The following is a 24798-nucleotide window of genomic DNA, read 5'->3' as shown; positions in this document are numbered from 1 at the left end:
GTTATGCTTATAGTTAGTCGTTTTATTAATTACGTTACTGTTAGTTATTACTCTAAAGTGGAAGACTTCATTGCTTATTAAAAGTGCCTTTAATGACATTGTCAGCTCGAGCATTAACCACTTTATCCATTGCCTTCTCGCGCTCACACTCAGGTATCATTTCCATTAAATTTTTAACCATGCTGATATGACGTGCGGCTTGTTCAGCTAATGCTTCTTCACTTTTTCTTGAATCTGCAAGATGCTTGGCTTTGAGTTTGCTTAGTTGTGTTCTTTCACTTTTTAGTTTTTTATTTTCTAGTTGTAATAGCTCGATTTCAGATGTTACAGATTCGCTACTATCAACCTTTGCTTTCAATGACTTTGCTTTTATTATCTGCTTGATGTCAGGATGGTTTCGCAAAGTACCAACACTTAAACCCGCTTCTTTTTCTACTGTATTATTATTGACTTTAAGTTTACCTTGTTTCACCTTTTTCTTTAACTCAATATTAGTTGGTTCACCTTGAAGGAGCCGATCTAGAGCGCTTAATAGTGCTTTTCTTGTTGCTTTCTTCATCGTGTAACTCCAATTTGAGGTATCAGTAGATCTTTGACTGCCTTTGGAAATTTTACAGGTACATATTCTACCCCTAAATCATCCATGATTCGTTGTGCAGCAGTAATTTTGATGTATGACTCTGAAGCTGTTTGAGGAGTTAATTCATTGTGCTCAATATCGAAGTACATATGTGTTTCTGCTTCTTTTCGCATTGCCTCAGCATATACGGCATCCACGATGTAATCATTATCACAATCAACACACTCGATTAAGCTGACTTGTGTTCTTAGACTACAGTTTTGAGACGTACAATAAATGCCTGGTGCAACGACATGTAAGTGCCTTTTGCCTTTTCTCATTATATTTTCCCAATATTCGATAGTTAACATGTCATTATTAACTTTATCTTTAAAGGCGTTGGTACCTTGTACCATCATCCTTTTGGAAAATTCTTTACCTTTACCACCAGCCACGCGCTCTTTATTGGCAAATTGATTGTAAATATTGAGATAAATTTGAGCCTTTTGACGAACTCTTTCATCATCGACTTCAGTACATAAATTTTTCACTTTGCCTTTCTGTGTACGTAGTTTTTGAAATTTACTAGCGTTATTTGCGTAATGCCTGCTCATGCCTAACGATACATGACTAAATTGCTGTTTTAGTTGCGGGAAAGACAGTAGTTCGTAACCAATAAGGTAATAAGCAAATGAGCGACGTAATTGATGACAAGTAAATTGGTAGTCATCACCAACATCAAAGCTTCTCTCTGGATCCGATAGCTTCAAATCTTTGATATCATCGTTGGTTAGACTAAGTTCTGACTTAAGAGTGGATTCAAACCAATTTTTAGCTTTTCTAGAAACTGACTTTTTCATGACAGCACCAAAACCATCTCGAAATTTATGAAAAAACCTCTTACTATTATTACTTAATCGAAGAGGGGTATGAATCGCTTGTAGTATCTCATAAGCTTTCATGGAAAGCTTTGTAGACACAAATTCATCTTGTTTTGATTGAATACCTTTGACGGTTTTATCCAAATCAGCATTTAATAAATAAATGGTTTGTCTTGCTATTACTACTGTAGTGCAACCATTAACCGTGTGGAGATCATAAATTTCATCGCCTCTCATCCCTGATTTTGCCATTAGTGCCCAAGTGCAAACACCAGAGTATTTTGTCAGTAGTTGTTCAGCTTGTGATTGATTCGATATGGCTTCATTGCCTAATTTTATATAGCGATCGGGGTAACATTTATCATAAAATGACTCCTTTATAACTGGTTGATATTGTACCATTAAGTTTAGTATTTGTGCCAGTGTAGGCGAAATTATCATACTAATCGCCTCTTTAAATAGGTTGTTTTTAATTCTACCGTTTTTATTTGAGTTTTCTAGTCGCCAACTAAGCTCACCATTTGGTTTAACACGAATACCTTGGTGTATGTACTTTACATAACCTGCATAGATGTTATCTTGAAAGTTTACTAGGTAGCTAGAAAGTTTGCCAATATCATCACGCATAGGATACAAGTGACTAATTAGCGATTCAGCTTCGCATAGTGCGCGGTAGTATAGCCGTTGTGGGATAACAGGATATTGCTCCCTTTTGATTAAATTCAGATTAAAATCTGAAGCTGTTAATCTGCTAGTTAGTGCTATATTAAAAGACAACCCATCCTGTTCAATAAATAGTTTGTTTAATGAAGAGTAAATGCTCTCTCGTCTGAAGTTTAACTGTGTTAAACCTTCTAACTCCCATTTTTCCAAGACGTTTATATCAATATGTGAAAAACTATTTACCCCTTCTAAAAGCAAAGGTTTAATAAATTTTTTTAATTCATTTAAAGTATGATAAAGCGTTGCAAATGAATTTTCTTTAGGTGATATCCACATCATTTTTAAAATTAAGCTTTTTAACTCATTTATAAGATTACGCTCTATTATTTTTCCATCGAGTGAAAAGTCTAATGTGTGTGCGGTACTTGCGTTAGGAATTAAAAATTGTTGGAGTTTTTTCCACGCTTCATTATCAATGATTTTGCCGAGTGATTTCCCATTTATATCGAACCCGATATCTAGTTGCTCAAGTCTATCCCAATCACCATGCTCAATTGCTGGTTTTAAAACGTCAATAAGATAATTTGAATGTTTACCAACATTGTTTTGGGCTTTCTTGATAACCTTTAAATGTTCAAGATTTGGTATTTTTATCATGATTTATAACCTTGGCTTAACGATAGATAGTAATGCATGGTCCATGGTGATACGAGGGTGTCGTCCATTCTTATTAAAAAGGCTTATTGCTTCTTCAAAAACATTAATACTAGCGCCTTCAAGTGTCTGTTCAAATGCTTCGACTCTAGTTTTTACCTCTTGTTTAGCCTCAGGGTAATGGTCTAAGGAATCCTTTAATACGTCTATGAATGAAATCAGTTTGTAAATAGCATTTGGTTCATCTACGGCTTTAGCTGAATGGCATTTGAAGCAAACATCAAACTCTGAGCAAGGTAGTTTCTTACCAACCGATTTATTAGTTGCTCTTTGCGTATTTTGTCCCTCTTTTAAGTCCTGTTTACCATTACACATCAATCCATTTGGGTTGGTGGGTGTCTTTTTTTTGAGCCATTCATCATGTGTAAGCATTGGTATGCCGAGTGTTGCTTTTATTTCTTCCTTCGCTTTTTCTAAGTTAGTTCCTGTTGCCATGCGTTCAAGAACTTGTATAGCTTGAGATAAGATTTGTTTATTAGTATCAGGATTGCCATTAGCATAATGTCTCTCCAGTGTTGATAGTGTGTTTTGTAGGAGATTACTCAAGTGTAATAAGTGGCCATCTTTATATTCCTGTATACTAGTTGTTTCTCGAAAACGACTCGATTGCAGTGAAATAAAATAGTCATTATTCCTAATACTATAATTCTTCATTGAATTAGATATTATTGGACTAAACCCTTCCCATTGCTTGGATTTATCAGCTAAGTTACCAGCTCTAAATAAATAACGTTGATATTTTTTAAGTGCTTTATCCGCTCGGGCAGTCGCCCATAGTTCAATATCTTTAACTAACGATAACTCACCTACTGGAACCTCAAAATATCCTTCCTCACCACTATCATAGAAGAATGAAATATTGATATTTCCATCTTCATTTTTATTAGAGTATTTAAAAGGCAATAAAGCTCCTTTGAGAGGAGAGTCTGTAAAGCATGATATAATTAAATAGCTAACCCTCATGGTATTATAAGTAGCGTTTTTCTGGTTTATTGGGTAATCAGTTCTACTGACAATACTTCTACCTATATCATTAATAACAATCTTTAGGTCAATAGCTTTACCGCTGATAAAACTATAGAACAACTCTCGTAGCCAAGGTAAATTTAACGTTCGACGTGAAGATACAAGATTTAGTAAAGTGACTAAGTGTTTGTTTATTTCAGTGACATCAAAACTTTTTGATATTTTTCCATCTGAATTAAGAGCATAAAGAAGTTCTGTATTACTCCCATACAAAGAGGATAGTTCTGTTAAAAGTTTAATAAATGCTACGCCTGTTTTTTTTTCTACATCAAATGAAATATTATTATCCACTTCATTTGTTAATGTTGCGCTGACTTCTTTATTAGCTCTTACTTTAAAGCCATTAATTTTAATGGTCTTAAGAGATTTATCTCGGCTATCTGCCTCAACGGTTATAGGATGAGATAGCTTTCTAACAACACCGTCATTAAATGAAGTAAAGTAGCAAAGTAAATGGTATGCGGCGCCCATTGTAATATTAAACGCACTATTATTTTTAACTCGCCCAACATGTGGCTGAAGTGAGGTAGATAAGTTAAGTTCTTCCTTGTGAGATCCGAAATCTATCGTTACAGGAAGGATTTCAGAACTAAGGTTTTTACTTTTTTTAATTGTTATTAACTGTAAAGCTAAACCAAAAAATAAGTCGCATAACCGTGAAACTATCATTTTTTCATCTGCGTCAGAGTAGGGCAAGAACGGATCATGTCTATTCCTAAATGGGCGATGAAGGTGTTTCCAGCTTTCACAATAAACACCGCACCATTTTAGAGCTATTATTGTGCCAGTGTTTTTGTTTACGCAAGTAGACTCTTTTATGCCGATCTCATCGCCATCACTTCTTTGCCATAACCTTAATGATGGTTCATATTTTTTTAATTGATGACGTTGCTCTCCATCATTACCAAAAGACTTGAGATAGCCTTCTTTTGAAAAAGGATCTACGTTCTGACTATCACAAAAAAATAGATAAGATCTTAAAGTCTCGTACAAGTTAGTGGTAAATAACACTGACTTTCCATTTTCTACATATTGATTTACTTTCTTGGCAAACCTTCGCAAATATACAATCCGATCTCGTATTTGCTGATTTTCTTTATTGCAACCTTTGAAAGTAAGGTGTGAAATATCAACACTTTTATTCAACTTATCAGCGCTGCTTTTATATGGGATGGTAATTGCTAATTGAGTGACATTATCTCTATTTCTGGATGACTTTACTTGTATAGAACCTTTGGCTAATGGACTTTTTGGCATGCTACCACCCACCATTAATTTTATTGTTTTTACGCTTGGCTGCGGAGCGTTGTGAAGTATCTTCATTCATGAGTTTTACGTACTTCTCTGTAGTTGCGGTACTTTCATGGCCCATCAAGCTAGCAAGCTCACTCATTAAGAAGTCATAACCTACTTCTCGCTCTGATGCTTCATTTCGTAACCAGTTAGTCGCATATGTAGAACGTAAATCATGAATTTTGTAATACCATGAGGAATCAATATTTATGATAGATTTACGTAAATTGCTAAAATGTTTTTCAAGTGTTTTTTCTGAATATAACCTGCCTTTGTTCGATAGGAAAAGGTAATCATAACTGTCTATATTTTCTGAACCAATTAGGTTATCGCGCTTAGATGTATTACTCATTCGCTTCTTACTAAACTTGTAAATTTCAAGTTCTTCATAAATATCTACGGGTACTTCTATTATTCGAGGCTTATTAAATTTGGTTACTGTGATCTGGACTGGGATAACATCTAATCCTGAAGCATTTATGTTACCTAGTTGGTGTGCTGGAAAATGGCATAACTCATCGATACGAGTACCTGTTTTGATGGCAAGCCTAAACATTAATGAAAATGGAACTGGTAAGTAATTAATATATTGATCAAATAAGGAATAATGATCAAGAGTCATCGGTTTAAGTTTTTTATAGGAAGGTGTTGAATCAGCACGTGGGAATATTTGCATAATGTTAGACATATCAACTTCACGAGGCTTCTTCGATTTTATATGCGCTAATATGTCATGTTGAGTTCTTTCATAATTATTACCCATAGTTATTTTTGAGAAATGCGTGACGATATTGTTATTATCATTTTTGATATAGCTGAGCCTTTGCAGCCATTTATAAAAACCAATCACCGAGTTCATATAACTTTTTGCTGTACTGAGAGCCAAAGCTTCATTTCCTTTTGAGCTTCTATGACGAGTATTTAAAAGTAAGAATTCTGCGAAGCGCCATGGTGCACCTTCTTCTTCGTGTTTGCTCAAACTTTTATAAGTAAGATATTCAGGTGGTATTATATCGCCATTATCATCAATTTTCTCGGAATGGGTACTATCAAGAAAGCGAGAATAAGCTAACAGTGCTTTGGCAATACTACTAGTATCTTTTATCTTCCCTTGACCACTTAACCTTGATACGAGATAAAGTGATTGTGGATAAATGATGGTGCCATCAGGAGCTAAAATGATTTTGGTTTTTTTATGGCGTGATTTAAGTTTTGAGAGTTCAAGAGTAGGGGATAAGACAACTTTACATGTGTCTTCATTTACTTGTGTTGTATATTTGATTTTAGCTAGGGTATCAACTTCTATTTCTATTAATCTAAAATCTTCCTCGTTTACTTTTTTTTGGCTTTTAGACATAACACATCCTTAATATTATCTACTCAAATTAATTACAATTTATCATAGAAAATCATCAAGGTTTATTATCATATATTTTAATCAGGGGTAAACTTCTTTAAACCCCAAACACCAAATTCATCCGCTACTTTATGATCAACATCAGACAGTAAAGTAAAATTAAGTTCATCACGTTCACAAAACTTAGCTAAACGTTTAGGCTCGTCTGGCGAAATACCAAAAACAACAGTGTTTAATTCACTTAACTCACTTTTGCTATCACGAAGGGCTTGTGCTTGAATCGTACAACCAGGTGTCATTGCTTTAGGATAAAAGTAAACTAACACCTGTTTTTTACCAATATAATCAGCTAAAGCTATGTTGTTATCATTTTCATCTTTTAATGTAAATAATGGCGCAATATCACCAGTAGTTAGTGAGCTTACGGCAGCCTAGCTCAACTTCCCCTTTTTGATCTGTTTTAATGATCGCAACCAAATTACTAGGATGCAATCATGCCAAACCAAGATCAATTAACAACGGTCGTTACTGCTTTTGAGCACTGGCGTAGCAACAGAAGTGGTCGTCAAGTCACAACGCCCATCGCATTGCGTGAGCAAGCCGTAGCATTACTCAATCACTATTCTTCTAGCAAAATAACATCAGCATTAAGGATCAGTGGCGGCCAGCTCAAGCAATGGCGAAATACGCTTGAACCTGCTGAAAAAGCACCGCTATTTGTGCACCTTCCTATTTCACCACCGCCATTACTCACACAACCGCCCTTTACTGTTGAACTACGCTTTGCCCAAGGTAATGAAATGTCTTTATCTGGTGTTATTGATACTAACATCATCATTTCGCTCATTGGGGCAATGAAATCATGATCCATTTAACCGCTGACACCCACATATTAATCGCGATTGAACCCGCTGATTTTCGCCAGGGCATTGATGGTTTAGCCGCAACATGCCGTTATAAATTATCGGTCAACCCACGTTCGGGTACTGTGTTTGTCTTTATTAATCGCAATAAAACCATGGTGCGCGCATTATCGTATGATGGTACTGGCTTTTGGCTCATGACCAAGCGTTTATCTAAAGGAAAGTTTCAAAATTGGCCGTCATCAAACAAAAGTATTGAACAGATCATCGCGAAAAAACTGCGAAAACTATTGTGTGACAACGATCCATTATGGGAAAAAACGGATCCTCTTTACTGAGTAAAATCATTGAGATAAACACTTGATTTTTACTTTTATCGGATCATAATGCCTGCAAAATAAACCTGTACCAAACACTAAAACTCTGGACGTACCGTGAGCAAACCTTTTACCGACATTGATGGCAAAGCCCTTGAAGCGCTGATAGAGCGCGTGAACGAGGCCAAAGAAAACAATCTGGCCTTAAGCCCAGAGGATTATCAGTTATTACTTGATGCGTTATTGACCTTAGCCACCACGCAAACCCGCTTAGCGAATCATGATGTTACCGTGCATAAACTGCGAAAATTGTTAGGTATTGAAAAATCATCTGAAAAACTAGGCTCGGTGCTTAAGCAAACTAAAGCGTCATCGGGCAAGAAAAATAAAAAGCGTAGCAACGATAATGGTGAAGGTTTCACCCCGGTTAAACCCACGATTATCGTTCATGGACTAGTTGACGTAAATAAAGGCGATACCTGTGTTGAGTGCTTAACCGGTAAGGTTTATAAAACCGAGCCAGGTAGCTTGCTACGTATCACCGGACAAAGTCCTTTCAAACCTGAGCAGCATGTCATGGAGCGTCTTCGTTGTAATACCTGCGGTGCTTATTTTACCGCACCACTGCCGGACGATGTCTTAACCGATGGCTTAAGTACTCAAAAATATGGTTATTCAGCACGTTCTTTAATGGCGATTTATAAATACTTTGCTGGACTGCCTTTTTATCGTCAAAGCAGTATTCAAAAATTACTGGGGGTAAAAATCACCGCGTCAACGGTTTTTGACCAAGTAGAGCTTGTTTGTAATGCTATTTATCCCGTGTACCAATTGCTCTTCAATTTAGCGGCTGATGGTAAACACTACTATTTAGATGACACAACTAACCGTATTCTTGATGCGAAATCGGTGATAAAGAAAGCACGCAACAGTGAGAAAGTCATCACACGTACGGGCGTTTATACCTCAGGTGTTATCGCAACGCTGGCTGATAACCGTCATATTGTTTTATTTGAGACTAACATCGGGCACGCGGGAGAATTCATTGACAGTATTTTGCACAAGCGCAGTCAATCATGCGCCAAACCACTCATCATGAGTGATGCGCTAGCGAGCAATCGGCCGACGGTACGTGAGGCGATAACGTCACTGTGTAATAGCCACGCAAGACGACAATTTGTAGATGTTATCAATCACTTTCCAATTGAGGTCGAGCATGTCCTCAAACGCTATGGTGAAATATGGGTCAATGATGACTATACGAAAGAAGAAAAGTTAACCCCGAGCGCAAGACTGGCCTATCATCAAACGCATTCAGCGCCCATCATGGAAGCCATAAAATTGTGGGGAGAAACGCATTTAGCCAATGAAACCGTTGAAGAAAACAGTGGCCTAGGCAAAGCTATTCGCTACTTTATCAAACATTATGTCGGACTGAGTTACTTTTGCAGCACTGAAGGAGTAAAAATCGACAATAATCGTATTGAAGCGATGCTCAAAATTGTGGTGAGAGACAGAAAAAACGCGATGTTCCACAAAACCTTACTGGGGGCAACGATTGGGGATGTCATTACCTCGGTCATCGCGACGGCAAGTGAGGCGGGTATTAATGTCTTTGACTACTTCACCACCTTACAACGAGAAAAAGAGCAGGTAAAAAAGACCCCTGAAGATTATTTACCCTGGAATTATCTCGCTAAAAATTCAATCACCTAAAAAAACCAAACACGATGATTTAGGCTTTACCGCCTAGGTCAAGCTGTACCTGAAAAAATCGTGATGTCACGCTACGCTGCCGTAAGCTCACAGTAGTTAAGGTATTCATATTAATCCTTTCTTAAGTAATTTTATTTAAGTAACTATACAAGCCCATGAGTAGTTTCTTTGATACAACCCTGTACGCCAAATTGCTCACAAAGTCGTAAAAAGTCATTTTCAATATCATTAATGCTTATTTTTTGCGTTAATGCAATGGAGATACTTGCACTTATGATGCTAGTTTGGGGGTTTATTTCAGATTTCAATGAGGAAATATCAATTTTTCGCGTGGCAAAAAAGGCAGTCATTGCTTTGAGTAGACCAGGTTGGTCAGTACCAGTGTAGTCTGCTTGATAATGCTCAACAAGATCATAAGTTTTATGGCCAGAAGTACGTTTCATCATCGTAATTAAATCAAGTGCGTGGGCAACCATAGGAAGCCGTGTTTCAATCTTGTTTATAGCACGATTATCGCCATGCAAAAGCATTATGAACGTGAATTCTTGTCCAAAAATAGCCATCCTGCTATCTAGAATATTACAACCGCATTCACTTGCTAATTTAGTTAGTTCGCTAACACAACCTGTTCTATCAGAACCCATAGCGGTTAACACTAAATATTGAGACATTTATTTGCCTAGTCGGTGAAAAAGGAGATTATAACGTATCTAAATAATATAGCGTACCCATATAGGGAAAATATCCTTAACGAATCATAATAATAGGCTTGTGTTTGCAAAAACAGGCAAGTACCATGGAGCGCTAATAAATTGATGCGTTTTAAGCTTCCTATTTTTTAATGTTACAATTGAACTAAATACGTTTTAAACCATCAAATGAATACTATATATATGCCCAAATGGGATTTCTCAGGAGTTTTAATGAATCGCCAATTGTTTTATTTTTCTGTTATCAGCTTAACATTATCAGCATGTAGTAGTGTTGATAGTAAGCGGGCACAGGGAGATTTTGATTATGCAAAAAAACAAGAGTCTAAAGAATTTGTTGTCCCTGAAAATTTGGATCAACCAACAAAAAAACAGCAATTTGTTATTACGAGTAAAATAAATACTCAAGGTCCTATCGGTGAAAACATGGATATCAGAGCGCCGTCTTTGGTATTACCAGTAGCCGACTCTTCTCGAACTATTCCTGAATCAGCTGATCCTATTATTTGGTTTGATAAGGTACTTGAAGATGAAAATTTACTTACTGTTGTTAAAAACGCCCTTATTTCGCAGCTAACTTCAGACGGTGTTAGCTATAATATTGTGAGCTCTCCTGAAAAAGATCAGGGGTTAGAGGGTACGACAGAAGTAATTGAATCCCAATGGTTCCATCAAGAAGTAGAAACAGGTTGGTTGTTCAAAGAAATTGAACTATCTAAAAGTATGCGCTTTCGTTATGAGTTATTTCTTAAACCACATGGCCGCAGTCTATCTTTAAAAGTATCTTTAATCGATTATATGAAAACTGATACGAGTGGCGGTACTAAGGTTATTGATGCTATTGATAAGCAACGTGTAGAAATGGCGATGTTAAATGAAGTTGTTGGGCAAGTTGATTATAATTATCGTTTGCAGCAGCGAGAAAGTCGTTTAGTACGTGCTAATCAAAAACTAGTAACGATTAGTGAAAATCAAACCGCAGAAAATGCCTTTGCTGTTGAAATGAGTTTAGATAATTTATGGGATAATATGCCTATATTTTTCGAGAAACATGGGTTTACAATCACTGACTTAAATGAAAACGACAAAATTTATTATGTAGATTTTGTAAAACCAAGTATGAGTATTTGGGATAGCATTTGGGGTGATGATCGACCTGTTATTGAAATAAGCGATGCTAAGTATCAATTTGTACTTTCGCCTATAGAAGATGACAACCTAAGAACGTCAGTAACTATTTATGACTCTAACGGTGAACCTTTACCGTTATCGGTATTAGAGCTGATTTTTCCAGTGATGGAAAAGGGGTTATCTTTTAGAAACATTTATTAAAAAATAAATGGTAGTAAATTAAGGGACGCTGAACCTTTGTGAGCTACAGAGTGTAATTTGAGCTGTTATGTTGAAAAACGTAACAGCTTTTTTATTACCTGATATTTTTATATTATTAATCAAAAATAATACCAAGTTTATTAAGCTCTTTCCCAGTCAGCGAGAATTAAAAATCTTAAAGACATCGGCTATACGTTACAAACATAACTTACCTTCTACTGAAGTGTCATAGTAAATTTGGCCACCTATTTAGGTATGATAGTATGCTTTTCAAGGCCTTACGGAGAAAAGGTGGAAAAGTATTAATCTCGTAGTAAAAATAAGCAAGCAGGACGAGGGTTTATCAAGAATCGCGTGAGTATTGAGGAACGTCCACAAGTTGTTGGTGATAACAGTAGAATTGGAGGCTGAGAAATTGATCTCGTTATAGGTAAAGGACACTGTGGTACGTAATTCACCATTGTTGAACGTAAAACAAGTTTTACTGTATGGACACGTATCAATGATAAATCAACAAAACACTCACAGCAGCAATTGCACTGTAAAGCCCTTTCAAAAAGTAGTGAGTACAATCACAGCAGATAATGGCAAAGAATTTTCTTATCATGAAAAAATGACGATAAAATTAGACCGTGATGTTTTTTTGTTGATCCTTGTTGATCATGGCAACGAGGATTAAATGAAAATTCTAATGGTTTGTTAAGGCAATATTGGCCCAAATTAGCTGACTTCAAAAAGATAGTTCAATCATAAGTAGAAGCGGTCATAATCAAATTTAATGATAGGTCGAGAAATAAACTAAATTATAAAACACCAGCTGAATTAATGATGGGGCACACGTTAGCTATAGCTGTTTATCCGTTATGCACATCGAAGTTGAATCTGCCTGGTATTGCTTTGTATCATCAAAGCTTATGCTAATAAGTGTAGAGCCCTTAATAAAAAAGCACTCCTATTAGGGAGTGCTTTTAGTACAATCTATTAAGCGTTTAAAAAATACTATTCTATTGTTGAAAGTAATTTAGGATTTTGAACTAAGTTTCTTACACCGTGTGCATGATCTTCTTCAAAGACATTACCTGCTAACCATGTACCAACACTTTCAATATTCACTTTAGCAACCAGTGGTCTTACACTCCAACTAACTTGAAAAGGTGAACCTGTTTCATTGTAATCTGGTCCTGTTGTTGAACCTGTATAGGTAATTGGTGTTCCAGTATTAGTTGGGATATTTAATGCTTGGTTTTTACCTGTGGCTTTGTCATGAGCTGTTAAGTTCATAAAATCAAGTGCGTTCTCGTCATTCACAAGTACATAAACTTGTGCTTCTACTCGTAGTTGTTGATTTGTGATTGAATCACTTAAACACGCACCTAAAGTCGGACCTGGCTCAACTTGTGCTGTAGAATGTACATAATGCACTTCGATGGTATCACCAGGATGTAAGCTCCCGTGATCACTTGCGCCTATTTCTTCAGCTGTTGCTGTAAGTTCAGCTTCAGATAGTGCCGATCCTGAATACTTGTAACCGCTGCCATGTCCATCACCATTACCAGCATATTCGGTGAACTCACCACCTTTATGTTCAGCATTTTTATGGAAATGAATATTACAAAGATTCATTTCTTCTGTAGGAAGTTCCGCAGTAAATACAATAGAGCTTTCGCCGTAAAGATCGTCAATATCGCGAGGAGATTGAGGGCTAAAGCCTTTCCCATCTGTATTTGTTTCTAATGCAGTTCTCTGAGCTAAAATGATTTCATCTGAAACAGCAGTATCATGACCATCTTCTGGAACTTCTGGAACTTCTGGAATAATCGGAACTGAGTTATTATCAGAGCCACAAGCGTTTAATCCAAGTACACTTATAATGATAAGTGCGATAGTTGATTTTGTTTTCATAAATCCTACTCCTAATTTTTTACAATAAAATAGTTAATTTGTTTTGAATGCAATTTATAAACTATTAGAAATAGTTATTTAATTGTTGAAAGTAATTTTTGATTTTGAACAAGATTTCTTACACCGTGTGCGTGATCTTCTTCATAAACGTTCCCTTTACACCAATCACCAACACTTTCTATATTAACTTTGGCAACTTGAGGCCTTACACTCCAACTTACTTGGAGAGGAGAACCGTCTTCATTGTATCCAGGGCCTGTTGTTGAGCCGCTATATTGAATTGAGGTACCTGTATCAGAAGGAATATTTAATACTTGATTTTTGCCAGCAGCTTTATCGTGTGCAGTTAAATTAGCAAAATCAAGCGCGTTTTCGTCATTCACGAGCACATAAACTTGTGTTTCTACTCGTAATTGTGGGTTACTAATTGAATCACTTAAACATGCACCTAAAGTAGGACCTGGATCTACTTGTGCAGTAGAGTGTACATAGTGAACCTCTATTGTCGAACCCGGCTTTAAATAACCGTGTGAATTAGGACAAATATCTTCAGTTGTGGCAGAAAGTTCCGCTTCAGTGAGTGTTCCAGTATATTTGTAACCACTGTTATAACCATGTCCATCACCATTGCCTGCATATTCAGTGAATTCACCACCTTTGTGTTCGGCATTTTCATGAAAGTGAATATTACAAAGATTCATTTCTTCTGGTAAAGGCGCAGTATCAAATGCAATTAGGTTTTCACCTGCAACAAGATCAATATCACGGGGAGATTGAGGACCGAAGCCTTTTCCATCTGTATTTGTTTCTAATGCTGCTCTTTGAGCTGCGATAATTTCATCTGAAACTGCATCATCTGATGCTGTAGCTGATAGCGAAAGTGAAGCGGTCATTGTTAGTAACGTTAATGTTAAAATATTTTTTTTCATGAGGTTCATTCCTTATTTATTTTAGGATAATTCCATAAATTTAGTGCAATTATTACAATTTAATTTCTATTTAAAATGCTCTTACAAAGGCAATGCCGAAAACAGTAGCTGTTTCACCATCAACAAAATCAAAGGCTAACGTTGGCGCAACACCAAAGTCACCCACGTGAAAGTCATAACTTACCGAGGTACGTATAACATCTTCTTTATGGCTAGCATGATGATGTAGATGACCATGGCCATCATCCTCGGTATAACTACCAACTTTTTCTTTACCAAAACCTAAACCCACTCTTAACTCTTGCCAAGGGTGTAAATAAACGGCGGCAAGAGCAACATCAACACCAGCACCATGATGCGCATTATCTGTTTTTTCATATACGATACCGGCTCCCCATTGTTTTGAAATTTTATATTCATATTCAAGGCCGTAAGAGAACTCTGTTTTACTATTAGTATTGGTATAGCCAACAAAGATACCTGGGATATGCTTTGGAGTAGCGTGACGTTCGTCAGGTGATGAAAATACTGGAGATGCTACTAAGGTGGCTAAAACACCTACAGCTAATAACATTTTATTATTTATGAATGTATTCCTTAATGATTGGTAAAGCGCTGTCGCATCATAAATGCTCAGCGAATAAAGTATGTATCTTAAGGAATAAAACAATTTTAACGCTTATCTAGATCGGATGTTTATTTATCTAAAACAGTCTAAATTACATAAAATTACTATGCATAAAAATAATTGGTTTGTTTTTTGTACATAATAAGTTTTTTTCAATGATTCTTGGCTGAAATACGACAATACCGATTTGTTAATAAAAAACGTAAAAAGTAATAATTAAACTGCTTTTACATCTTTTAATATAATGGCAACGTATGTTTTGTAATTTATATAACTTCATTGTTTTTATTATTTTTGAATTAAAGTAAACTCAATAAACTTTTGTTTTTTAGGTTTTTTTTCATTGCTAAATAAGATATTTATACAACTTTTCATTTATACAACAGCCTTAATGTTAACCCTAGTATATCCTTCAGCTTTATTTGCGAAAGAAACGTCTATTCGTTTTCAACATCTGGGTATTGAAGATGGTTTACCTCAAAATAGTGTGATTACTGTATTTCAAGATAGCACCGGTTTTATGTGGTTTGGTACAGAAATGGGGTTGGCTAGATATGACGGTTATAACCTAAAAGTTTTTAAGCACGATGGAGATAAAAGTTATTCACTTTCTCATAATTACATTACGAAAATTGTAGAAGATGAACAAGGTAACTTATGGATTGGGACTCGTAGAGGAGGGCTTAATTATTTCAATATCAAAACTGAAAAATTTACTCATTACCAACATCAAGAAAATAATGTTAATAGTTTAAGTCATGACTTTATTTATACCATAGCAAAAGATAATAAAGACAATCTTTGGATTGGAACCGTGGGAGGAGGCCTTAATTACTTTAATACCAAAAACAAACAATTTACCCATTACCGTCATCTAGAAAATGACTTAACAAGTTTAAGTCATGACAATGTTTTGAGTATAGTTGTAGATAAGCAAGATAACCTTTGGATTGGAACAGCTAATGGTCTTAATTATTTTAATATAAAAAATGCACAATTTACCCCTTATCATCATAAACCCAATGACATGAATAGTTTAAGTCACAACAATGTTTTTAGTCTTGTGGAAGATTCCAAAGATAATATTTGGATTGGCACCCGAGGTGGACTTAATTATTTTAATACAAAAAATTCACGGTTTACCCATTATCGTCATCAAGAAAATGATCCTAAAAGTTTAAGTCATGATTTAGTTTATAGTGTTATTGAAGATAGCCAAGGAAATATTTGGGTTGGTACAGGCGGTGGAGGTCTTAATTATTTTAATAAGAAAAAACAACAATTTACTCAGTATCACTATCAAAGTAATGAACCGAATAGTTTAAGTAACAATAATATTTTCAGAATTGTAGAAGATGATCAAAGTAATATTTGGATTGGAACTGTGGGTGGTGGACTCAATTATTTTAATATTAAAAATGAATCATTTACCCATTTCCAAAATCAAACTAATGACTTAAATAGTTTAAGTCACAATAATGTTTTTAGTATTGTAGAAAGTAAACAAGGCGATCTTTGGATTGGAATACAAGCTGGAGGGCTCAATCATTTTAGTTCAAAAAATGAGCAGTTTACCCATTACCTTCACAAAGAGAGCGACTCGAATAGTTTAAGTAGTAACATTGTTTCCTGTGTAATAGAGGATATGCACGGAAATCTTTGGATTGGTACGAACAAAGGTATTAATCATTTTGATATAAAAAGCAAAAAATTTACTCATTATCGTCATCAAGCCAATAACCCTAACAGCCTAAATAGTGACATTGTCATGAGCATGATAGAAGACAGTGTGGGAAATCTTTGGATTGGCACAAATAAAGGCATCAGTCACTTTAATACAACAAACAAACAGTTTACTCAATATCGTCATCACAATGGTAACTCGAATAGTTTAAGTAATAATAATGTTTTGAGCATAATTGAAGACAGTCAAGGTAACTTTTGGTTTGGAACTACTGGAGGACTTAATCATTTTAATACAAAAACCAAAGAATTTACCCATTACCGACATCAAAAAAATGTCTCAAGTAGTTTAAGTAATGATACGGTGTTAAGTCTTACAGAAGATAGTCATGACAATATTTTGGTTGGTACGTTTAGCGGTTTAAACGTGTTTGATACAAAACTAAAAAAATTCAAAATATACAATAAGCTAGATGGCTTGCCTGATAACGTTATTTATAGCACTGAAGTAGATAAGCAAGGATATATATGGATAAGCACTAATCAAGGCCTATCACGTATGGATCCTAAAACTGAAACATTTAAGAGTTATAATGTAAGTGATGGTTTACAAAGTAATGAGTTTAACATTGGTGCATCGTTTAAAAGTAAAACAGGTGAATTGTTTTTTGGCGGAATAAATGGCTTAAATCGGTTTACTCCTGAAAATAGCAAGGATGATACACAACCGCCAAAAGTCGTAATAACCAATATGTTATTATTGAATAAGTCAGTGCCTATTGCTACAGCCGCTTCTCAAACAACAAATGGACAAATAACCGGAAAAAATGTGGGTTTTAGTTTAGCCCAAACGATACATGAGACTAAATCTATAATATTGACCCACCAAGACAATATTATTACGTTTGAATTTTCGGTATTACATTTTAGAAACACTAAAAAGAATAAATTTGCTTATAAGTTGGAGGGTTGGGACAAAGAGTGGGTAAATACTGATTATAAAAATCGTAGGGCAACGTATACCAATTTACCTCATGGTGATTATACTTTTAGAGTAAAAGCAAGCAATTCAGATGGTTATTGGAATGAAGAGGGTACTTCATTGCAAATAAGAGTATTACCTCCGGCATGGAAAACATGGTGGGCATATACTTTGTATGTTTTGATTTTACTCGTGATAGTTTTTGTGTATATCCGTTCACAGCAACGTAAATTGATTTTTGAACGAAAGCTAAATGCGCAATTAGAAAGTAAGGTTGAAGAACGTACTAAAGAAAAACAGCATTTGATTGAAAATGTATCTCACGAACTTAAAACACCATTAACACTCATTTTTAACGCTTTAGAAACAGTATCAAAGTCTGAATTAAGCGCCGAAAACAATAAGAAAATGAACAATATCAAATATAATGGTCAGCGTTTATTTCACCTTGTTGAACAATTGTTATCGCTTGCCAATAATGAAAAGTCGTCAGCAAAAAAATCGATCGTTGTGCTCTCTAGCATCTGTAAACAGGTCATTGATAACTTTTCAACTTTCGCCTCAGAAAGAAAGCTCACTTTTGTGCTTGATTGTAAAACCAATGCTGAGTTAATAATTGAGATTCAGTTATTAGAAACAGTGTTAAGTAACCTTGTTTCTAATGCTATCAAATATGCAGATATCGGCAGTGAGATAAAAATAATTTGTTTGCTAGAAAAACCATTTTGCATTATCAAAGTCACGAATATTGGCAGTCACCTCTCAACAAAAGATGCGGAATCAATTTTTGAAAAATTTTACCGCTTAGATCATCATCATAAAACTGAAGGCCAAGGAATAGGGCTTTCATCTAGTAGAGAGCTCGTTGAATCTTATCAGGGCACGCTAACCTTGGATAATAGCCAACCAAATATGGCCCAATTTATTATTTCATTGCCTATTGATCTAATTTTTAATATTGATCAAACATTAATTGAAAATGAAATAGCGACTAATTTAAAAACAAAAACTATTTCAAATAAAATTAATCAGAAGCTACTTATTGTTGAAGACAATATAGAGATAAATCAATTTCTTACACAGATATTAACACCAAGTTATGATGTGTTAAATGTATATAATGGCAAAGAAGCTATTGAACATATTGATGACTTTCAACCTGATTTAATTTTATCCGATGTTATGATGCCGCTGATGAATGGATTTGAGTTATGCCAGCATATACGACAAAGTGATAAGCCTTATAATAAAAAACCTATTATTTTGCTCACGGCTAAAAGTGATATGTTAAGCCAAAAAGAGGGATTACAAGCGGGAGCAACAGACTATTTAAGTAAACCTTTTAGTGGTGAAATTTTAAAATTAAAAATAACAAACTTACTTGATTCATCAACTGAAACAAGAAATAAAATTACCGCATTAGCATCAAGCCATCTACAAATAGAGCTGTCAGAAGATGATACACGTAATAAATTTATTCAACGAACTCGCGACTTTTTAAAAATACATTTTCCCGACCCTGAGTTTAATGTGAAGAAACTGTCAGAATTATTGGCTATGGATGAAAGGACATTAAGACGAAAAACCGACCTTTATTTATCACAAAAGCCCAAAGATATTATCCGTGAATACCGTTTACAGTGTGCTTATGAAATGCTTAAGTCTGATAATAGTATTTTGAATATCTCTATATCTTGTGGTTTTACAACATTGCCACATTTTTCAAAATGCTTTAAAGATAAGTTTCAAAGTACCCCAACACAAGCCCAACAAAAAATTATTATGATGAATAAAGAATAATAATCAGTATGCGTTTGATTACCTGCACTTGTAAGCTTACTGTTTAGGAGGCATCGATAACGATCTTGCTCAGTAATGGCAAGGTACTCTAGAGAAAAATACTATGGCCGACAAACCTATTGCTCACAATTTATACGGTAATGACGAACGTTGATCTGTGAATATGTATTTATTTTACGTTATCGTACTTATGCTGAATCATTGGCTAGTAAAAAAATAGGATTTTACTGTAGTCCAGGCAGAACAAGCGAGTGTCGAAATATCATCTACGTTTGGACAATTGAAGGCGGGTTGTATTTTGTGTGATTATTGCTTTATATTCACTTAAAACTGTAGAGCCGAGTATGAGATAATGAATGAGAGTACAGTCTGTTTGTACTGGTGTAACTACCAAACACGTTATGATGCACAATAATATATTGAATTGTATAATAGTGTGATAAAACAGCCGTAGGCTTTATTTATACCTGTATTACCGAAGTAAAAATGATGTTGAGCTTGCAGCTAAAATATGAAAATGGCTCTTAACTAGAAGGGGCTAAATTTGGTTGACAGGCCATTACTCAATGGCCCTTAATCCTCAGCGCTTTTTGTGTAAATATTACTTATTTTAACCTTATTACTTTTTAAACTGATCTTGCTTAATCGTTGGCATTTTATGCTCTGACTTATTTGATCTTGGTAATGTTTCTTCTCGTTCATTTAAACTTTTTTTACGCATTTTATGACTTGTATTGTTATAAAAGGTACTGAAATTACCAATGAGCAAGGCAATAGTGACGCCTATAATTAAAATCGCTAGCCAGTTTTCCATGTATTATCCTATGTGTTTGTTGTGCTAAATGCTTGTCGTGATATCACCATGAGCTCGTAGTGCCTTTCTTTAAGCAAGGTCGCTAACAAAATAATGGTATTTAGTTAATAAATTGTATTAATGTTATTGATATAGCGTTTAAAAATTAGCGGTAAATGTTCAATGACTGTGTCTTTACCTGCCATATCGGTTTTCAATAATAAGTTTTGTAGTGATTCTATACTCAACACAGCTTGATATTTTTTGGCAAGAGGTGCGTAAGATAAATGCCATGGCTCTGCGGCTATACCACCACGGAAACGATCATATGGAAAATAAAAACCATATTGTTCGGCATGCTCTACCAACCAAGATGACAGCTTGGCGAAAGGACCTGATTCAGCATATTCCCATGGCTCTAGCTGCAAATTGCTATCACCTAATAAATTGGGTGCATAAATATCAATATCACAACCCCAATGATGTCTACTTGCACCCGGAAGGGCAGAAAATAGTAAGATAGCATTCGTTATCTCAAGGTCAGAAAGTTCACTAATATTTATTACTTTACCATCAATATCTTTAATGGCCGCTTTGCCAGTAAATTTGTTATTCCAAATTAACAATTGTCGTTCAAATGAGCGAAAGCCACTTGCAAGTTGTATTTCAATACCCGCTTTAGCTGCATGGTCTACTAATGCTTGGTAATCGTTTTGCATCAGTTGATGTATGCCTAATACTTTTGCATTAGCCGGTTTATCTGTATCAAGTGACATATCATTTTCAAAAAAATGGATATGTTTATCAGTTAGCCCAAGTGCTTGCGCTAAAAATTTTTCACATATTTTATTATTAGTTACGGCAATACTCATAGTGGTCATTCAGTTTCATCTTGCAATAATACTTGCTGTAAACAAGCATAATAAATATCACAAAGTTTTTCTAAATCCTCACATGTTACCGATTCATTAACTTGATGAATAGTTGCATTACACGGCCCTAACTCTATTACCTTTGCTCCTGTTGGCGCAATAAATCGACCATCAGAAGTACCACCAGATGTTGAAAGCTTTGGCGCTATACCGGTAACAGAGCTAACAGCTTGTGTTACTGATGTTAAAAAATCACCTTTTTCATTACCTAATTCAGTAATAAAAGGTTTGCCGTTAAAAGTCCATTTTATGTCGTAGTTTAATTTATGTTTATTTAATATTGATTCAACTTGTTGAACAATAATTTGATCAGTTAATTCTGTGCTATAACGTAAATTAAATAATGCCGTTAAATTCCCTGGTACAACATTAGTCGCACCGGTACCTGAATTAATGTTTGATAATTGAAAACTGGTGGCAGGGAAGTAATCATTACCATTATCCCAATGATATTGACTGAGCTCTGTTAAAGCAGGCATTGCTATATGAATTGGATTTATAACATGTTCAGGGTAGGCAACATGCCCTTGCTTCCCTTTAATATCTAAGTCTGCAGAGATGGATCCGCGACGACCATTTTTTATTATATCGCCAACTGAGTGAGTACTTGATGGCTCACCAACGATGCAATATGTAATTTTTTCATTACGTGCTTCTAAGGTATCAATGACACGAGTTGTACCATTAATAAAAGGTCCTTCTTCATCGCTTGTTATCAAATAGGCAATAGCACCATGATAGTTGGGATAGTCTGTGACAAATCGCTCCGTAGCCACAAGCATTGCAGCAAGACTACCTTTCATATCAGCAGCCCCTCGTCCATATAAAACACCATCAATAATGGTTGGCTCAAAAGGGGGAGTGTCCCATAGTTCTAAATTTCCAGCGGGAACAACATCAGTATGTCCTGCAAAACAGAATATAGGGTCACTTTCATTTAACGTTTTACCATCACGCCTAGACCATAAGTTAGTTGTATCTTCAAATACCATTGTTTCGTTAATAAAACCAAGTTTTCCAAGTCGATCTTTCATTAATTGCTGACAACCCGCATCTTCAGGGGTTACTGATGGGCGAGAGATTAAATCGATTGCTAGCTTGATAACCTCACTAGTTTGGTCTGACATAGGTATCCTTGAAATATAAATAATTTACATCGCTATCATAGGTCATTTAGGTCATTTGCACAGGTAATTTGATATTTATTGGCAAATACTTTGGTAGAGTTCAGGTTTAAAGCCTAAGTGTAATTGCTGACTTGACTCATCAGACGACTCTATTAACAGTAAAGGTCGCTTCAACAACGTAGGCTGCGCAAGGACTTGTTCAAAAGCCACTTCATCGGTGAGATTATTCTTAATATCATCACTTAAATTACGATAGGTGGTGCTGCGCTTATTAAGTAAAGTACTCCAATCATTAAGTTCAACAAATTTTTTTAATAGGGCTTCGCTAAGCGGCTGCTTTTTAAAATCATAAAATTGATGTTCAATATTATTCGCTGTAAGCCACTTTAAAGATTTTTTAACTGTATCGCAGTTGTTGATTCCGTATAGTGTTAATTTTTTAGTCATAATAGTTACTAGTTGATTATCCTAATGTAAAATTGAATTATAGCCGAACAATTATTCGATCACGCTGTAATCGTTCAATTTAAGTGTCGTGATTGCTGCGGCAATAGCCTCTTTTTTTACTAATATATAGTCAGTATCAAACGTAGAGATAGCAAAAATGCTGATGCTCTCATTAGCGAGCAGAGTTGCAATACGCGATAAAATCCCGGTTAACGAGAAATCTAATGGACCAACAACCTCTAAAGCTCGCCAATTAGGTTCAACTGCATCGCTTTTAATTTTAATTGTGTCAGGTAAAACGATAGAAACTTCATTAAAAGTTTTAGCAATAAAATAGATAGGCGCGGTAAAAACTTGAGCGGGTATGTCACTCTCTTTAGATAGACGATGAATAGCGAAAGACTCATTTAAGCGTTTTAAGGTTAAAGCCATTGTAAATCCATGTTTTATTAAAGACACTATTATAACTATTTTTTAGTGTTAACTCTAGCGAAGGGCAAAATATTACAATAGTGATAACATCCACATTTCCTGTGGACATCTTTGTGTGTAATTATGTGGGTAAAGTTTAATTCGTTGATTTATATAATTTTATTGGTGTGTGTGTTTTTTAGCTTATCGTTACTATTCAAAGTCACTTTTTATTTAAGCGTCCTATAAATGTCGAGAATGCAAGTAGCTAAAGGACATAAATTTATCTTTTTAACCTATCATGATGCGTTTATTTTCGAGCCACTTTTCCAGGTCGCACATTAGTGCTATAGTTTGTATATGAATATATCCGTAATAGACCTTATTAAACTAGGTCAAAAGTATTGTAAGCTTTGGCCTAAAAAAGTCGAATTAGCACGATATTTTTCTGATTATCGTGCGGTACAAAGTGCACGCTTTGTTTGTCGCTATTTCCCTGCATTGTCGTTATTTACTGTTATTATGCAGCTTTACTTCGCTTCTGGCTTTTTTAGTGGGAATGGTAATATCAATAATGCGATTAACGCGTTACCTCAAGCTTTAGTGTATGGAATATTTTTATTATCTATTCCTGTGCAAGCTTTAGTGATGTTAGGTGTTAAAGCGGATAAAATTTTACCTCCGCCTTTAGCATCTTGGTATCGTAGTGGGTTAGAAAAAGCATTAACTCAGGGAAGCAATAAAAACTTAAATGATTTAGCTACTTCCAACCCAAGATATATTGATTTAGCTCAGCTCTTGCAGATTACTTACGCCTCTCGAAATACATGATTTAAGCAATATAAGCGCTTTTATTGCTAATATTAATACTTGTATCTTCATGCAGGTGTAAAAGTATTGTTTTTATTTTTTGTATAAACGTAAAATAAAATCTGCTTGGCAAGTAAATTCGCTCATCGTTTTAATCTGTGTAATTAACTCTTTTGAGGCTTTAAACGCGAAAGGTGTCATCGCTAATAAATTCAAGACATCTTCATTGTTACTAAATTGCATTGGGTAAGTTAATTTTTGCTCTTCAATAAGCGTTAAGTTTTCAATAGGGCTCTTACTCGTGTCATGCTGGTTAGCTTGTTCATAAATAAGTTCTTTTAATTCAAACAGATGTTTTTCAGCCGGGGTTACTGTTAAAAGGTAGCCGTTCTCACTAAGAATACGTGTAAATTCCGTTTCTAAAATTGGCGCATATACAGATACAAGCCAAGCAAAGTAATTATCACTAAAACTTAATTTAGATAATGTTCCAACACTAAAATGGCAAGTTTTATAGCGCTTAGCGGCAATTTTTATTGTTTCTTTCGCAATATCAACACCGTAAACATTATTTGTACTCTTTTTATGTTGATGAGTATAAAAACCTTCGCCACAACCTGCATCAAGTAAAGGCGTGTTTGTATCGCCATATTGCTGATAAAGCTCAAGCATTTTATCAACTAATGGTTGATAAAAACCTTTATCGAGAAAGGATCTTCTGGCAACAACCATTGCTTTATTATCACCTGGCTCTTTTGAGTGTTTAAATTGCACAGGAAGCAAATTTACATAACCTTGTTTAGCCTGATCAAAACTATGTTTATTATCACAACAATAGGTTTTACCGGTAAGAGATAATGGTTGCAGGCAAAGAGGGCAGAGGTATTTTTCTAATTGAGACATAGTTTACCTTTAGCATTAAC

Annotated in this window: 20 protein-coding genes and 1 pseudogene; 6 read left to right on the top strand and 15 right to left on the bottom strand. The window is 35.2% G+C overall.

Annotated features, from left to right (window positions below; genetic code table 11):
* Window positions 1-67 precede the first annotated feature (67 nt).
* The 5 genes and pseudogenes from GQS55_RS11235 to bcp form a co-directional block, all read right to left on the bottom strand.
* A complete protein-coding gene (locus GQS55_RS11235; protein ID WP_159820612.1) occupies window positions 68-559 on the bottom strand; it encodes a bacterioferritin comigratory protein in 492 nt (163 codons plus the stop codon).
* Window positions 556-2760 (bottom strand): site-specific integrase, encoded by a 2205-nt coding sequence (locus tag GQS55_RS11230; RefSeq protein ID WP_159820611.1) that lies wholly within the window; start codon window positions 2758-2760, stop codon window positions 556-558. The genes GQS55_RS11235 and GQS55_RS11230 overlap by 4 nt, the downstream gene beginning before the upstream one ends.
* Before the next feature lie 3 nt (window positions 2761-2763).
* A complete protein-coding gene (locus GQS55_RS11225; protein ID WP_159820610.1) occupies window positions 2764-5100 on the bottom strand; it encodes a hypothetical protein in 2337 nt (778 codons plus the stop codon).
* 1 nt (window position 5101) lies between these two features.
* Window positions 5102-6493: a tyrosine-type recombinase/integrase gene (locus tag GQS55_RS11220; protein WP_159820609.1), complete on the bottom strand. Its 1392-nt coding sequence runs from the start codon at window positions 6491-6493 to the stop codon at window positions 5102-5104.
* Between the two features lie 89 nt (window positions 6494-6582).
* Window positions 6583-6918, bottom strand: a pseudogene (bcp, locus tag GQS55_RS11215) (thioredoxin-dependent thiol peroxidase); the annotation flags it as partial.
* A gap of 69 nt (window positions 6919-6987) precedes the next feature.
* On the opposite strand from bcp, the gene GQS55_RS11210 reads away from it, so the two are divergent.
* The 3 genes from GQS55_RS11210 to GQS55_RS11200 all read left to right on the top strand — a co-directional run bounded on the left by GQS55_RS11210 (window position 6988) and on the right by GQS55_RS11200 (window position 9389).
* On the top strand, window positions 6988-7359 hold the full coding sequence (locus tag GQS55_RS11210) for a hypothetical protein (RefSeq protein WP_159818046.1): 372 nt from the start codon (window positions 6988-6990) through the stop codon (window positions 7357-7359).
* Complete coding sequence (tnpB, locus tag GQS55_RS11205) at window positions 7356-7694, top strand: IS66 family insertion sequence element accessory protein TnpB (RefSeq protein WP_159817815.1); 339 nt, start codon at window positions 7356-7358, stop codon at window positions 7692-7694. The genes GQS55_RS11210 and tnpB overlap by 4 nt, the downstream gene beginning before the upstream one ends.
* Window positions 7695-7790: 96 nt before the next feature.
* On the top strand, window positions 7791-9389 hold the full coding sequence (locus tag GQS55_RS11200; protein WP_159819285.1) for an IS66 family transposase: 1599 nt from the start codon (window positions 7791-7793) through the stop codon (window positions 9387-9389).
* 143 nt (window positions 9390-9532) lie between these two features.
* Here the strand turns inward: GQS55_RS11200 and GQS55_RS11195 are convergent, their stop codons facing one another.
* On the bottom strand, window positions 9533-10060 hold the full coding sequence (locus GQS55_RS11195) for a glycine cleavage system protein R (protein WP_159820608.1): 528 nt from the start codon (window positions 10058-10060) through the stop codon (window positions 9533-9535).
* Between the two features lie 252 nt (window positions 10061-10312).
* Here GQS55_RS11195 and bamC point away from each other — a divergent pair, with 252 nt between their 5' ends.
* Window positions 10313-11431 carry an outer membrane protein assembly factor BamC gene (gene bamC, locus GQS55_RS11190; RefSeq protein WP_159820607.1) on the top strand — a complete coding sequence of 373 codons (1119 nt, stop codon included), beginning with the start codon at window positions 10313-10315 and terminating at the stop codon, window positions 11429-11431.
* 999 nt (window positions 11432-12430) lie between these two features.
* Here the strand turns inward: bamC and GQS55_RS11185 are convergent.
* The 3 genes from GQS55_RS11185 to GQS55_RS11175 form a co-directional block, all read right to left on the bottom strand.
* Entirely contained in the window at window positions 12431-13333 is a 903-nt protein-coding gene (locus GQS55_RS11185) for a delta-class carbonic anhydrase (RefSeq protein WP_159820606.1), read from the bottom strand.
* Between the two features lie 74 nt (window positions 13334-13407).
* Entirely contained in the window at window positions 13408-14262 is an 855-nt protein-coding gene (locus tag GQS55_RS11180) for a delta-class carbonic anhydrase (protein ID WP_159820605.1), read from the bottom strand.
* Between the two features lie 70 nt (window positions 14263-14332).
* The gene (locus GQS55_RS11175) at window positions 14333-14836 is read right to left on the bottom strand and encodes a hypothetical protein (protein WP_236559618.1); all 504 of its coding nucleotides are present in this window, start codon (window positions 14834-14836) and stop codon (window positions 14333-14335) included.
* A 445-nt stretch (window positions 14837-15281) separates the two neighbouring features.
* Here GQS55_RS11175 and GQS55_RS11170 point away from each other — a divergent pair, with 445 nt between their 5' ends.
* Complete coding sequence (locus GQS55_RS11170; RefSeq protein ID WP_159820604.1) at window positions 15282-19355, top strand: hybrid sensor histidine kinase/response regulator transcription factor; 4074 nt, start codon at window positions 15282-15284, stop codon at window positions 19353-19355.
* Between the two features lie 619 nt (window positions 19356-19974).
* On the opposite strand, the gene GQS55_RS11165 is transcribed toward GQS55_RS11170, so the two are convergent.
* From GQS55_RS11165 to GQS55_RS11145, 5 genes are all read right to left on the bottom strand, one after another.
* Complete coding sequence (locus GQS55_RS11165) at window positions 19975-20169, bottom strand: hypothetical protein (RefSeq protein ID WP_159820603.1); 195 nt, start codon at window positions 20167-20169, stop codon at window positions 19975-19977.
* 104 nt (window positions 20170-20273) lie between these two features.
* Window positions 20274-21029, bottom strand: coding sequence for a M15 family metallopeptidase (locus tag GQS55_RS11160; RefSeq protein ID WP_159820602.1), 756 nt, complete (start codon window positions 21027-21029; stop codon window positions 20274-20276).
* Window positions 21026-22213 (bottom strand): succinyl-diaminopimelate desuccinylase, encoded by a 1188-nt coding sequence (gene dapE / locus GQS55_RS11155; protein ID WP_442872195.1) that lies wholly within the window; start codon window positions 22211-22213, stop codon window positions 21026-21028. The genes GQS55_RS11160 and dapE overlap by 4 nt, the downstream gene beginning before the upstream one ends.
* Window positions 22214-22282: 69 nt before the next feature.
* Window positions 22283-22654, bottom strand: coding sequence for a Spx/MgsR family RNA polymerase-binding regulatory protein (locus GQS55_RS11150; RefSeq protein ID WP_159820600.1), 372 nt, complete (start codon window positions 22652-22654; stop codon window positions 22283-22285).
* A 51-nt stretch (window positions 22655-22705) separates the two neighbouring features.
* Entirely contained in the window at window positions 22706-23086 is a 381-nt protein-coding gene (locus tag GQS55_RS11145; RefSeq protein ID WP_159820599.1) for an ACT domain-containing protein, read from the bottom strand.
* A 339-nt stretch (window positions 23087-23425) separates the two neighbouring features.
* On the opposite strand from GQS55_RS11145, the gene yfbV reads away from it, so the two are divergent.
* Window positions 23426-23896 carry a terminus macrodomain insulation protein YfbV gene (yfbV, locus tag GQS55_RS11140; protein ID WP_159820598.1) on the top strand — a complete coding sequence of 157 codons (471 nt, stop codon included), beginning with the start codon at window positions 23426-23428 and terminating at the stop codon, window positions 23894-23896.
* Window positions 23897-23968: 72 nt separating this feature from the next.
* Here yfbV and rlmA read toward each other — a convergent pair whose 3' ends face one another.
* Complete coding sequence (gene rlmA, locus GQS55_RS11135) at window positions 23969-24778, bottom strand: 23S rRNA (guanine(745)-N(1))-methyltransferase (RefSeq protein WP_159820597.1); 810 nt, start codon at window positions 24776-24778, stop codon at window positions 23969-23971.
* Window positions 24779-24798: the final 20 nt, after the last annotated feature.

It is taken from the genome of Colwellia sp. 20A7 (assembly GCF_009832865.1).
In the GTDB taxonomy this organism is placed as follows: domain Bacteria; phylum Pseudomonadota; class Gammaproteobacteria; order Enterobacterales; family Alteromonadaceae; genus Colwellia.
Note: the sequence above shows the minus strand (reverse complement) of the source record. Positions and strands in the feature narration are given on the sequence as shown.